This window comes from Paraburkholderia sp. BGA-UO-ETr-F12, from assembly GCF_059567945.1.
Map to the genome: position 1 here is coordinate 18,804 of NZ_JCAQOZ010000058.1, position 12,110 is coordinate 30,913.

At 64.5% G+C, this 12,110-nt stretch carries 13 protein-coding genes; 4 read left to right on the forward strand and 9 right to left on the reverse strand.

All coding sequences use genetic code 11. The features are described 5' to 3' along the window. Positions 1-6: 6 nt before the first annotated feature. A complete protein-coding gene (locus tag AC57B6_RS28025; protein ID WP_496422543.1) occupies positions 7-1,653 on the reverse strand; it encodes an efflux transporter outer membrane subunit in 1,647 nt (548 codons plus the stop codon). Between the two features lie 239 nt (positions 1,654-1,892). Between AC57B6_RS28025 and AC57B6_RS28030 the strand changes: the two genes are divergently transcribed. Further along, the gene (locus AC57B6_RS28030; RefSeq protein ID WP_028200174.1) at positions 1,893-2,831 is read left to right on the forward strand and encodes a LysR family transcriptional regulator; all 939 of its coding nucleotides are present in this window, start codon (positions 1,893-1,895) and stop codon (positions 2,829-2,831) included. Positions 2,832-3,048: 217 nt separating this feature from the next. After that, positions 3,049-3,207: a hypothetical protein gene (locus AC57B6_RS28035; RefSeq protein WP_167346788.1), complete on the forward strand. Its 159-nt coding sequence runs from the start codon at positions 3,049-3,051 to the stop codon at positions 3,205-3,207. A gap of 48 nt (positions 3,208-3,255) precedes the next feature. Here AC57B6_RS28035 and AC57B6_RS28040 read toward each other — a convergent pair whose 3' ends face one another. From AC57B6_RS28040 to wrbA, 5 genes are all read right to left on the reverse strand, one after another. Then, on the reverse strand, positions 3,256-3,975 hold the full coding sequence (locus AC57B6_RS28040; protein ID WP_496422544.1) for an SOS response-associated peptidase: 720 nt from the start codon (positions 3,973-3,975) through the stop codon (positions 3,256-3,258). A gap of 109 nt (positions 3,976-4,084) precedes the next feature. Further along, positions 4,085-4,891, reverse strand: coding sequence for a metallophosphoesterase (locus AC57B6_RS28045; RefSeq protein ID WP_144194272.1), 807 nt, complete (start codon positions 4,889-4,891; stop codon positions 4,085-4,087). Positions 4,892-4,941: 50 nt separating this feature from the next. After that, on the reverse strand, positions 4,942-6,360 hold the full coding sequence (locus tag AC57B6_RS28050; RefSeq protein WP_028200177.1) for an FAD-binding oxidoreductase: 1,419 nt from the start codon (positions 6,358-6,360) through the stop codon (positions 4,942-4,944). A gap of 72 nt (positions 6,361-6,432) precedes the next feature. Then, positions 6,433-6,873, reverse strand: a complete 441-nt coding sequence (locus tag AC57B6_RS28055) for a DUF2069 domain-containing protein (RefSeq protein WP_260332215.1) — start codon at positions 6,871-6,873, stop codon at positions 6,433-6,435. 113 nt (positions 6,874-6,986) lie between these two features. Continuing rightward, entirely contained in the window at positions 6,987-7,589 is a 603-nt protein-coding gene (wrbA, locus tag AC57B6_RS28060; protein WP_046568307.1) for an NAD(P)H:quinone oxidoreductase, read from the reverse strand. 128 nt (positions 7,590-7,717) lie between these two features. Between wrbA and AC57B6_RS28065 the strand changes: the two genes are divergently transcribed. Further along, positions 7,718-9,031, forward strand: coding sequence for a YihY family inner membrane protein (locus tag AC57B6_RS28065; RefSeq protein WP_496422569.1), 1,314 nt, complete (start codon positions 7,718-7,720; stop codon positions 9,029-9,031). A 58-nt stretch (positions 9,032-9,089) separates the two neighbouring features. Here the strand turns inward: AC57B6_RS28065 and AC57B6_RS28070 are convergent, their stop codons facing one another. From AC57B6_RS28070 to AC57B6_RS28080, 3 genes are all read right to left on the reverse strand, one after another. Further along, entirely contained in the window at positions 9,090-9,410 is a 321-nt protein-coding gene (locus tag AC57B6_RS28070; RefSeq protein ID WP_028200181.1) for an Mpo1-like protein, read from the reverse strand. 220 nt (positions 9,411-9,630) lie between these two features. After that, positions 9,631-10,464, reverse strand: a complete 834-nt coding sequence (locus tag AC57B6_RS28075; protein ID WP_028200182.1) for an alpha/beta fold hydrolase — start codon at positions 10,462-10,464, stop codon at positions 9,631-9,633. After that, positions 10,461-11,891, reverse strand: coding sequence for an O-acetylhomoserine aminocarboxypropyltransferase (locus tag AC57B6_RS28080; RefSeq protein WP_496422545.1), 1,431 nt, complete (start codon positions 11,889-11,891; stop codon positions 10,461-10,463). Before AC57B6_RS28080 ends, AC57B6_RS28075 begins: the two co-directional genes overlap by 4 nt. On the opposite strand from AC57B6_RS28080, the gene AC57B6_RS28085 reads away from it, so the two are divergent. Continuing rightward, positions 11,869-12,039 (forward strand): hypothetical protein, encoded by a 171-nt coding sequence (locus AC57B6_RS28085; RefSeq protein WP_496422546.1) that lies wholly within the window; start codon positions 11,869-11,871, stop codon positions 12,037-12,039. The genes AC57B6_RS28080 and AC57B6_RS28085 overlap by 23 nt on opposite strands. Positions 12,040-12,110 lie beyond the last annotated feature (71 nt).

Below are 12,110 nucleotides of genomic sequence, written 5' to 3' on the forward strand. Positions count from 1 at the left end.
GCTTCCTTACTCAGCCGCGGGCGCGTTGGCGGACGGCCCCTGTGCGTGCGTGCTGCCGGCCAGGGCTGGCGCCGGCGCGCTGGCCCCGGCACGCTCAGTCGAGGCCGTTTGCGCCGATGCGCCCGATGCAGCCGCAGGCGCCACAGCCGCCGGCTGGCCTTTGCCCTTGCCATGCGCCGGCAGCGTCTCGTTAGCTTGCGGTCCGTTGGCGGGTTCGTCGAGTCCGCCGCCGAGAGCCGTGACCAGCGACGCGTGCGCCGCGAGCCGCTCGGCCTGAATCTTCGCGACGCCTTCCTGCGCGCGCAGCAACTGGCTCTGCGCGATCAGCACATTCAGATAGTCAGTCAAACCGCGCCGATAACCTTCGCGCGACAGATCGTAATTCTTGCGAGCCGCCGCGACCGAACGGTCGGCGTCCTCGGCCTGGGTGGCGAGCGAACGGATCCGGATCACCTGATCGGAGATATCCTTCAGCGCGCCGACGATCGACTGGTTATAGCGGTCGACCGCCTCGTCGTACCCCGCCGACGCCGCCCCGAGTTGCGAGCGCAGCCGGCCGCCGTCGAAGATCGGCAGCGACAATGCCGGACCCGCGCTCCAGCTATGCGATGGGTCTTTCAGGAACTGGAACAGCGGCCCCATGGCCGCATAACCGCCGATCGACGCCAGCAGGTTGATGTCCGGATAAAAACTGGCCTTGGCGACGTCGATGCCGCGCGCTTGCGCCGCGACCGTCCAGCGCGCCGCGACCACGTCCGGCCGATGGCCGATCAGATCCGCGGGCAGGGCGCTCGGCAGGGCGGCGGGGGCGTTGTCGAGCGCGAGCGTCGGACGCTGGATCGTGTCGCCGGCGCCCGGACCCTTGCCGGCCAGTGCGGCGAGTTGATTGCGGCCGAGCGCGATCTTTTCCTCGAGCGCGTCGATCTGGCGTTCGTATTCCGGCATCGGCGTTTGCGCCTGGCTCACTTCGAGCTGCGTGCCGATGCCGCCTTTCAGACGCCGGTTCGCCAGGTCGACGATCTGCTGCTGTTGCTGCAGCGTGGACCTGGCGATATCGAGCAGCGCGTAGTTCATCGACAGCTCGATGTAGGTGCGCACCACGTTGCCTTCGAGTTCGAGCTGGGCGGCGCGGAAGTCCGCTGCGCTCGCGTGGGCGGCGTCGAGTGCGCGCTCGGCGGCGTTCTTGTCCTTGCCCCAGATGTCGAGGTTGTACGACAGACCCAGCGTACCAGTGTTGTTCCACGACTGCTCGCCCGCGAGCGGACCCGGGCCGTAGTAGAGGTTGTCGGCCCATTTCTGACGCTGGATCGACAGACTGCCGTTGACTTGCGGCGAGAGCGCCGAACGGGCGACGCCTGCCATCGATACTGCTTCGCGCACGCGCGCCTGGGCGACAGCGAGGCTCGGATTGCCCGCCTGCGCGGCTTCGACCCATGCGTTGAGTTGCGGATCGTTATAGGCGCGCCACCAGTCGGCGGCGGGCCATTGAGCGTCCGCATTGGCCGCCCGGATGGCGTTGCCCGCATCGAGCGATGAAGGCTCGATTCCGCGATCGTGCGGCGCGATGCCTCCGGTACTTGCACAGCCGGCGATTGTTAATAGGATCGTAAGAACCGCGGCTGCGGCGATCCCTTTCTGTACCGGAGACTGCACGATTTCCTCCAAAATTGGCTATAGAAGCATGTGCGCCATTATATTTTTTGATTGATTGAGGAATAACCGGTAAAGATGCAAGGCATTTTTACGGAATATGAGACAATCGCCTTTGCGAATCATGTAACAATCGCTGCCGATCATTCGCAATTATGTTGCGACTATGTTGTAGGGGACCGGGGTAAGCGCTTTGCATGGCCGACAGCTAAAGCGCCAACTCCGGATCGACAAGGAAAAGTATGGATACGCTTCAAAACATGCGCGTATTTGTCCGTGTCGTGGAAGCGGGCAGCTTCACGGGTGCCGCGCAGCACCTGAACACGACCACGGCGTACGCTTCGCGCGCGGTTTCCGATCTGGAAGCGCATTTGCGCACGCGCCTGTTGAACCGCACGACGCGCCGCATCGCGTTGACCGAGGCGGGTGAGCGCTATCTGCAGCGCTGCGAGCAGATTCTCGCGTACGTGGATCAGGCGGAAGCGGAGGCCAGCGACGCCCACGCGCGTCCGTCCGGCAAGCTTAAGGTGCATGCGATGACGAGCTTCGGCCAGCATTATGTGGTGCCGGCGGTGGGCCGCTATCAGGAGCGCTATCCGGACGTGCATATCGAACTGACGCTCGCGCAGCGTATGCCCGATCTGCTGGACGAAGGTTTCGACGTGTCGCTCACACTCGCAACCGGCTTGCCGGATTCGGGGCTGGTGTCGCAGCGCCTCGGCAGCGCGTTCAGTATCGCCTGCGCGTCGCCGGCTTATCTGCAGCGGCATGGCGTGCCTCAAACGCCCGCGGACCTCGCGCAGCACACTTGCCTGCAAATGGTCACGCCGGTGTTTCCCGCCGACAGATGGACTTTCGACGGCCCGAACGGCGAGGAAACGATCGTTCTGGGCCCGGCCACCTTCCAGGTGAATGTCGCCGAAGCGATGGCAGTCGCGGTGTGTAACGGAATGGGCATCGGACTGATTCCGATCTATTCGGCGATCAGCGGCTTGCGCAGCGGCGAACTCGTGTGGCTGTTGCCGGAATACACGTCGCAGGAAATGAACCTGTACGCGCTGTATCCGTCGCGGCAGTATCTGGACGCGAAAATTCGCACCTGGGTCGAATTTCTGCGCGACGAATTGCCGGCCACGCTGGCCGTCGATCAGGAAGAGTTGCGCCAGTTCGCGCGAGGCTGAAGCCGCGCCGCGCGGGCGGTTGACCTTGATTGACGAGGCCGCGCAAAGGGCCGTGATAGCCTGTTACATAAGCGCCGCGCCGCAACATTTTCTTACTTCTGCGCCGCGGTCGATTTGCTAACGTGTGGTTTCACGCGCTGCCGCATTCTGCCGGACGTGTTCAATTCGCCGCTGTTCGGCAAACTGCAACAACCGCAACAATTAGGACGAGGAATTCATGGATACGCATCTGATGATCGGCGTGGCCGTCATGCTGGGACTGATTGGAATCGCCGCATCGCGCGATCTGCTGCGCCGCCTGCGCGACCAGCAGCCGCAACTGGTGCCGGTTAAGGTCGAACGTCCCGATTCGCAAGGGCAACGGCGCGATCGTTGAGGCTTGTCAGTCTGTTTCGATCCGCGTTCTGTGGTTCATTTCGTAGGTTCAAACCAGCGCTTCGATCAGACCCGGCTCGTCGTTGAGCGTGCGGTCCACCTCGAGGCTCACCCGATGCCAGCGAAATCGCGCGTCGGGTAGACAGGCACCTTGTACGAGTTGTCCGAGTTCGTCGACAGGCAGAGCCGGGTCTAGCCAGCGGCGCGCCGCTTCGGGCGCGAACGCAAGCGGGCGTTGACCGTGTACGTCGACGAGACCCGCGTCGGCGGTGGCCGTCACGATCACCAATCCCATGCCTTCCGTTTGCGGTTCTGTGCCGCGTACGCTCGACAGGGCCGCGAGGTACATCGGTGCATCGCTTTTCAGATGCACAAAATAGGGCTGGCGGACCGTTGCGTCGGCTTGCCCCGTGTGATCCCCGCTTGATGCTCGTGGCGCCGTTTCCATGCGCCACTCGAACCAGCCATCCGCCGGCACCAAAACCCGTCCGGTTTTCCACAAATCTTTGAAGTAGCGCGTGTGCGGCGCGGTTTCGGCGCGCGCGTTGATCGTCGCCGGCAGATGTTGCGCGCGCGCCCAGTCCGGGCAATAACCCCAGTGGATCGCACGCAGCGTTTGGTCTGGGTAAATCGCGAGCGGATGAGTGCCCGGCGCGAGGTTGTAGCCGGGGCGGCGATCGGCGGCGTCGAACAGCATCAGCGGGTCGGCGAGACCAAGCTGCTGTGTGTACAGATGCGGATCGCGGTACTGGCTGATTCGACCACACATGAGCGACACCTCCGGAGATCGCCGGTCCAAACCCGACCCGCACCCGACAATAACCCCAGCGTAGTGCGTGGCGCTCAGCCGCGCTACCCAGATCGGCCCCAAGCCGCCGCTATATCTCGACGACCTTGTCCCACGTGAATTGCGGATTTTCCAACTGACCGGTGCGCCGGTCCAGGTAGCCGCGTGGATTGCACACCACGCGCGTGCCGTTCACGGTGTAATCGAACGGCGTATGCGTATGCCCGTGAATCCACAGGGCGACAGGCGCGCGCACCAGCTCCGGCAAATGATTGACGAACCCGGCCGAAACGCGATCTTCCGCGTAGCGCTCGGCCAGACTCAAGCGGTGCGGTGCGTGATGCGTGACGACGATCGTCTTGCCCTCGAATGGTTGCGCCAGTTCGCTTTCGAGCCAGGCGCGCGCTTTCCGGTGCAGCGCGAGGGAATCGTCAGGCGTGAAGTCGCGCGCCGAATCCTCGGTGTCGTGCGGCCAGTTCATCTGGATCAGGCCGCGGAAGTCGAGCATCACCCGGCGCGATGCGTCGATGCAGCCAGCGAGCGTGTCAGGATCCGCGCCGTATAACGCGAAGTCGGTCCACAAGGTGGTGCCGAGCACGCGCCAACGGCCTTGCGGGTCGACCAGCGCGGCATTGTTCAGTACATGCACGTTGTCGACTTGCGCGGCTGCATCGTAGAGGGCGGCTTCGAGCGCGCCGAATTCGCCGTCGTAATACTCATGATTGCCGGGCACGTAGACGACCGGCACGGCGCCGTCGAAGGTTTGCGCGGCCCAGCGCGGGCCCGCTGCATGATTATGGATGTCGCCGGCCAGCACGATCAGATCCGCCTGCGCATGCGGGATCAGCTCGGGCTCATCGTATTCCAGATGCAGATCGGACAGCACTCGAATCTTCACGACGACGACTCCTGCAATGGGCCTCGCACCAACGGCGACGGCTGCAAACTCTAGCGTAGCACCTTGCCCGGGTTCATCAGGTTCAGCGGGTCGAGTGCGTGCTTGAGCGCGCGCATCATTTGCACTTCGACGTCCTGTTTGTAATGCATTGCCTCGTCGATCTTCAACTGGCCGAGCCCGTGTTCCGCGCTGATGCTGCCACGATGCCGGTGCACGCTGTCGTAGACGATCTGGTTGATCGGACTTTGCCAGGCCTTGAGAAACGCTTTCGCATCGACACCTTCGGGCGCCTGCACGTTGTAGTGCAGATTACCGTCGCCGAGATGGCCGAACGTGACCATTCGCACGCCCGGCACGGCCTGCGCGATCGCTGCATCGGTTTCCTCGATGAAGTGGCCGATGCGCGAGATCGGCACCGCAATATCGTGCTTGATGTTCAGACCTTCCTCAGCCTGCGCGAGCGGGATGTGTTCGCGCAGATTCCAGAATGCCCGCGATTGCGTGAGGTTCTCAGCGACCACCGCGTCTTCGACCAGACCTTGTTCGAGCGCGGTTTCCATCAGACGCTCGAACAGGCCGCGCGCGTGCGCCTCGCTTTCGCTGTCCGACAGTTCCAGCAGCACGACCTGCGCGTGCGTTTCGGCGAACGGATAGCGCATCTGTTCGAAGTGCCGCCCCACTAGCCGCAGACAGAAATCCGACATCAGTTCGAAGCCGGTCAGCAGCGGCCCGGCGACGCGTTGCGTGAGCGTGAGGAAGTCGAGCGCCGCGTGCGGCGACGCGAGCGCGGCAAGCGCCGTGACACGCGCGGCCGGCTGCGGATGCAGCTTGAGCACGGCGGCGGTGATGATGCCGAGCGTGCCTTCCGCGCCGATGAACAGATCGCGCAGATCGTAGCCGGTGTTGTCCTTGCGCAAACCGCGCAGGCCGTCCCAGAGTTCGCCTTGCGGCGTGACCACTTCGAGGCCGAGGCACAGCTCGCGCGTGTTGCCGTAGCGCAGTACGCCGGTGCCGCCCGCGTTGGTGGCGAGATTGCCGCCGATCGTGCAACTGCCTTCGGCGGCGAGGCTCAGGGGAAACAGGCGGCCGGCTTCTTCAGCGTGCTTTTGCACTTCGGCAAGGATGACGCCGGCTTCGACTGTGATCGTGTTGTTGTGCGGATCGATGTCGCGCACCCGGTTCAGACGCCGCAGACTGATCACGGCCTGCGCGCCGCTTGCATCCGGCGTGGCGCCGCCGGCCAGACCGGTGTTTCCGCCTTGCGGCACCAGCGCGACGCGATGCTCGACGGCGAGTTTGACGAGCGCTGCAACCTCGTCAGGCGCGGCCGGACAGAGCACCGCGCAGGCGGTGCCGGTGTAGCGGCGGCGCCAGTCGGTGAGGTAAGGGGCGGTGTCATGCGGGTCGGTCAGCACGTGGGCGGTGCCGATGGCATCGCGGCAAGCGGTGAGGAAAGCGGCTTGGGTCATATTGGTCGGTCAGGAAATTCGGCGGAGCTTGACGGGTGGGCTATCTGGCAGGTGGCCCGGGAAGCACGATTCTCATCGCGAGCTTTCCTCGGTCTGCCCGGTGTTCAGTCTGGCGTTCCCGGTTGCAGCCTGCCGCGCTGCCCGTTTGGCCGCGCGCTTGAACGGCGCGACGTAGGCGAGCGTGCAGATGAAGAAAACGACGGCGAGGGCGGCTTCGAGCCAGCCGAGGCGGGCGCTCAGACCGGGGTCGCTCCAACCACGCACGATGCCCTCCGCAAAGTACAGCAGGATCAGCATCGACGCCCATTGCAGCGTGTAAAGCCGGTGCCGCCACACGCCGGGCAGGGCGAGCAGCAACGGCACGGCTTTGAGCACCAGCGCCGAGCCGCCCGGACGCAGCGGCGCGAGCCACCATTCCCACGCGACGGACAGCGCGATCAGCGTGAGCAGGCTGGCGGTGGCGCCGAAAGCCGCGGCGCGGTTTTGCTGCACAGGCATGGTGGTTGCGCGCATGGGAGCGTTCGTTGCTGAATCCGCGGGAGACGAGCCGGCGTGTTGCGCGTTGCTGCCGCTTACGCGCATCCCGGCATGCGAATCGTTCGAGGCCTTTGGCGCAGTCGGCTCGCTCACGGCCGTTCGCTCATAGACGCCGCCGTACGGGCAACGCGCGCGCCGAGCGCAATCGCAAGCGTTTTCTCGTCGGCGGAGATGCCTTGTTCGGCCGTGCCCGCGCGCGCGAAATGCGACGCGCCGTAGGGGGTGCCGCCGGTTTGCGTGGTGGAGAGCGTGCTCTCGGAGTACGGAATCCCGACGATCAGCATGCCGTGATGCAAAAGCGGCAGCATCATGGACAACAGCGTCGACTCTTGGCCGCCGTGCAGGCTGCCCGTGGAGGTAAACACGCAAGCCGGTTTGCCGGACAGCGCGCCCGAAAGCCACTGCGGCGTGGTGCCGTCGAGGAAGTATTTCAGCGACGCGGCCATGTTGCCGAAGCGGGTGGGCGAACCGAGCGCGAGGCCCGCGCATTCTTCGAGATCGCGCAGCTCGACGTAGGGCGGCCCTTCAGCGGGAATATCCGGCTGGGTCGCTTCGCAGACGGTGGAAACCGCCGGTACGGTGCGCACGCGCGCCTGCATGCCGGGGACGCTGTCGACGCCGTGCGCGATCGCCAGCGCAAGCTCGCGCGTGGCGCCGTGACGGCTGTAATAGAGCACGAGAATGTCTTTCATAGGCCTCATCGGTGAACGGGTATTATAGGGGCTGGGTCCGCTGTAGAGGCCATCCATAGCCATTCGGCCAGGCTTCGCGCACGGTCCTGAAACACTGTTTGATAAAGCAGGGAGGTAAGAAGGTGGGTGTGTTGTCCAGGGTGCGTTTCGATCTCGACAAGCTCAAACGACTCGCGCAGTTTGCCGCGAAGCGCAGCAGCGAAGACCGCATTCCGCAGGTGGCCGGCAGCCTCACGTTCACCACCATGCTCGCGCTCGTGCCGCTCGCCACGGTCGCGTTCGCGCTATTCACCGCGTTTCCGATTTTCAGCTCGTTTCAGATGTCGCTGCAGATTTTCCTTGCCGATCATCTGATGCCCGCGCAGCTCAACACTCAGATTTTCAATTACCTGAACCAGTTCGCGTCGAAGGCGAAAGGGTTGACGACCATCGGCATGATTTTTCTGTTTGTCACCGCCGTCATGACGATGATGACGGTGGAATCCGCTTTCAACGTGATCTGGCGGGTGCGCAAGGCGCGGCCGATCGCGCAGCGCATTCTGGTCTACTGGGCGATCATCACGCTGGGTCCGATTCTGATCGGCGTGAGCCTGTCGATGTCGTCCTATCTGTTCACGCGCTCCATGGCGTTCACGGCCGCTCAACATATTCCGCCGGTGATCGACTGGGCGTTGACCAGTGCCGTGCTGCCATTGACGGCACTCGCCTTCACGATGCTTTACGTGTTTCTGCCGAATTGTCGGGTCGAATGGCGCGACGCGGTGATCGGCGGGGTTGCTGCCGCGATCGCCTTCGAACTCGCCAAGCGCGGCTTTGGCTATTACGTACGCCGGATTCCCACCTATACCGCGGTGTACGGTGCGTTTGCTGCCGTGCCGCTATTCCTGCTGTGGATGTATCTATGCTGGTTCATTGCGCTGGCCGGCGCAATGATCGCATCGGCGTTACCTGCGATTCGCATAGGGCAGTTTCACCGGCCGACGTTCGAGGGCAGCGATCTGTTCGATTCGCTTGAACTTCTCGCGCGGCTCTCGGAAGCGCGCGACGCGGGTAAGCGTGGCTACACGGTGCAGGAACTTTCCAGGATGCTTCGCCGCGAGATGGATACCACGGTCAATCTGCTGCAAAAGCTCGAGGAGATCGAATGGATTGCGCGCTTGCAGGAGGACGGTACGCGGCCGCATTTCCTGTTGCTGGCAAATCCGGCGCAGATTACGGTTGAGCGTCTGTTCGACCTGTTTGTGATCGATCGCGCGGAGCTCGAATATCAGCTTGAACTGAACTCCACGCGGGTGGATGGCCAGATGCTTCTGACGGCGCTGGAAAACGACAAACTGAAGGTGACGCTCGCTACGCTGCTGGCGGCGCGTGCTGCCGCGCGGGCGGCGCGCGCTCGGGAAGACGAACAGGCCGCTTCTTCAATGCCGCATCAGGCTGCTTGAGCGGGGTGCCGGGAGCGGGCGCAATCCGATCGCCGCTTGATCACCACTTGATCGCCATCTACAGCGAAATCTTCCCCACACAGATGTCCTTGAACATCACCCAATCGCCCATCAGGCTATAAAGCGGATGCCGGAAGGTCGCCGGCCTGTTTTTCTCGAAGAAGAAATGCCCGACCCAGGCAAAGCCATATCCGCAGATAACAGCAGCCGGCAGCCATAGCCAGTTACCGGTGGCGAGCGCCATGGCGAGGCAACCGATTACGCCGAGCGATCCCACGAAATGCAGCCGCCGCGACACCGTATTGCGATGCTCGCTCAGATAGTACGGATAGAACTCCGCGAAACTCGCGAAGTGATCGGTATGTGCGGTTTGAGCCATTGCGGCCTCCGAATGTCGACGCTACTCGATTCCGTGCCCGTCGCTCTCTTTACGTCTTGTACTTCCACTACTTCTGCTACTTCGTCGCGCCGGATGCCCGCAGCGCGCTTGAAACTGGACAGGTCTGGCCCATTGTGCGGCTATCGGGCCACGCGCGCAACCTGGCCATTCGGCGATGGTGCGCGCTTGCCTGTGAGGTTATTGTGACCACTCGCAGTGGCTACTGAACGGCGCTGGCGGCCTTCGAGGCGAAGCTGAACAGCGCGTCGAGCGTGGCATCGGGCTGCTCGGTCATCAACGCGTGGCCGGCTTCGAGCGTCACGGTGTCGACCGGTACGCCGGCCCGGGCGAGCGCGTCGGCGAGCGCTTTGGCCGCGCGTGGCGGCGTCATCGCATCGCGCCGGCCCACGATCAGTCGCGCCGGGCAGCGTACTTCGGCGGCGCGTGCGAGGCCGTCCGCGTAGCTATTGCAGGCGGTGAAGTCGGTGTGGAACAACTGCGGCTCGCCGCTTGCCGAGACCCGCTCCATCAGCCGTTGATTCATGCCATGCAGCCAGAAGCCCGGGCCGGGGCACGACGGCTTGGCGGCGAGCGTGGAATGCGACCACTGATTGACCATGCCGATTGCATCGGGCTCGCGGTGCCGGGCAGCCTCGAGCAGGGCGTCCGAGACGGCCATCGGCACGGCGGTGGCGAGCAATGCGAGGTGCGTTGCACGCTGCGCATAGCGGGCGGCGAAGTCGAGCGCGATCAGCGAGCCCATGCTGTGGCCGGCCACGAATGCGCGCTGTACGCCGGCGGCGTCGAGCAGGGCGGCCAGCCAGTCGGCCATGGCTGTCACGGTGGTGAGCGCCGGGCCGGCGCTGCGGCAGTGGCCGGGCAGATCGACCGCCAGTACGCCGAAGCCATGGTGCGCGAAGTAACGTGTTTGCAATGCCCACACGCTATGGTCGTGCTCCGCGCCGTGGATGAAGACCGCGGTCGGCAGGCTGGCGTCGAATGGTTTGCCGCCGGTGTACGCATAGGCGGGCTTGCCTTGAACGGTGAGAATCATGCCGACTCCGGGCGGGGGTTGGCCGCATTGGCGGGCGCAGCGGACGGCTCGCCTTGAGCCGAAGCAGCGGATGAACCGGCGGAGCTGTTTTTTGCAGTATTGGACGCAGCGGCTTGTCCGGTCGCAGTCGCGCTCGCGCCGCCCGCTTTCTGCGCGGCCTTCAGCGCCCGCTTGAGGTCGTCAATCAGATCGTCGGGGTCTTCAAGACCGATTGACAGACGGATCGTGCCTTCGGCGATGCCGGCTGCGGCGAGAGCGGCGGCGTCCATGCGGAAATGCGTCGTCGATGCGGGGTGGATGACCAGTGAGCGCGCGTCGCCGACGTTCGCGAGATGCGAGAACAGCGAAAGCGCTTCGATGAAGCTGCGTCCGGCGGCGCGATCACCGCGCAGATTGAAGCTGAATACCGCGCCCGCGCCCCGTGGCAGCAAACGCTTCGCGAGCGCGTAGTCCGGATGCGACGGCAGCTCCGGGTAGGCCACGGCTTCGACGGCAGGGTGGGCGCACAGGAACTCGACGACCTTGCGCGTGTTCGCGACGTGCCGCTCCATGCGCAGCGGCAGCGTCTCGATGCCTTGCAGCAGTTGCCACGCGGCCTGCGGATGCAGGCAGGCGCCGAAGTCGCGCAAGCCCTCGCGGCGCGCGCGCAGGAGGAACGGCGCGACGGTGCTTTCCTCGGCGAACACCATGCCGTGAAAGCCCTCGTACGGTTCGGTAAATTCGGGGAAACGTCCGGACGCGGTGAAGTCGAACAGGCCGCCGTCCACCAGTACGCCGCCGATCGTCGTGCCGTGGCCGCCGAGGAATTTGGTCGCCGAGTGGTAGACGAAGTCGGCGCCGTGCTCGAACGGCTTGAGCAGATAGGGCGTGGTAAAGGTCGAATCGACCAGCAGCGGCACGCGGTGCTCATGGGCGAGTTGTGCCACGGCGGCAATATCGAGCACGTCGAGGCCCGGGTTGCCGAGCGTCTCGCCGAACAGCAGGCGTGTGTTAGGGCGTAGCGCGGCGCGCCAGGCGTCGAGGTCGCCCGGTTTGACGAAGGTCGTCTCGATGCCGAAGCGCCGCAGCGTGTAGTGCAGCAGGTTGTGCGAGCCGCCGTACAACGCGCTGGAGGCGACGATATGGGCGCCGGCGCCCATCAGCGTCGCGATCGCCAGATGCAGCGCGGCCTGGCCGCTGGCCGTGCCGATCGCCCCCGCGCCGTTTTCCAGCGCGGCAACACGTTCCTCGAACACGGCCACGGTCGGATTCGAGATGCGGGAGTAGACGTGGCCGGCGCGCTCCATATTGAAGAGCGCCGCGGCGTGGTCCGAGTCGCGGAACGAAAACGAGGTAGTCTGGTAAATCGGCGTGGCGCGCGCGCCGGTGGCTGGGTCGGGCGCTGCGCCGGCGTGCAGCGCAAGCGTGTCGAAACGGTTGGCGGACATCCTGGGCGGCGAAGCCACGGACGGCCTCGCGAAAGGTGAAAGTGGCGGCCATCCTATCACCGGCGTGAATCGCATCAAGCGCGGTTTTCCCGATGCGCGCGCTTCGGACGGCACCGCACAGAAGCTGAAAATGCCCGCTGCGCCTTGATGGGCGGGCCGCTTTCCTTTTACGGGCCTTTCCGCTAGGATCGAAAGTCAATCAGGCATTATCAGCTTAGC

Bases quoted from the DNA above. Each gene is read 5' to 3' on its own strand.
- AC57B6_RS28030 (WP_028200174.1), top strand. From the start codon at position 1,893: ATGGATACGCTTCAAAACATGCGCGTATTTGTCCGTGTCGTGGAAGCG.
- AC57B6_RS28035 (WP_167346788.1), top strand. From the start codon at position 3,049: ATGGATACGCATCTGATGATCGGCGTGGCCGTCATGCTGGGACTGATT.
- AC57B6_RS28040 (WP_496422544.1), bottom strand. From the start codon at position 3,975: ATGTGTGGTCGAATCAGCCAGTACCGCGATCCGCATCTGTACACACAG.
- AC57B6_RS28050 (WP_028200177.1), bottom strand. From the start codon at position 6,360: ATGACCCAAGCCGCTTTCCTCACCGCTTGCCGCGATGCCATCGGCACC.
- AC57B6_RS28055 (WP_260332215.1), bottom strand. From the start codon at position 6,873: ATGCGCGCAACCACCATGCCTGTGCAGCAAAACCGCGCCGCGGCTTTC.
- wrbA (WP_046568307.1), bottom strand. From the start codon at position 7,589: ATGAAAGACATTCTCGTGCTCTATTACAGCCGTCACGGCGCCACGCGC.
- AC57B6_RS28070 (WP_028200181.1), bottom strand. From the start codon at position 9,410: ATGGCTCAAACCGCACATACCGATCACTTCGCGAGTTTCGCGGAGTTC.
- AC57B6_RS28075 (WP_028200182.1), bottom strand. From the start codon at position 10,464: ATGATTCTCACCGTTCAAGGCAAGCCCGCCTATGCGTACACCGGCGGC.
- AC57B6_RS28080 (WP_496422545.1), bottom strand. From the start codon at position 11,891: ATGTCCGCCAACCGTTTCGACACGCTTGCGCTGCACGCCGGCGCAGCG.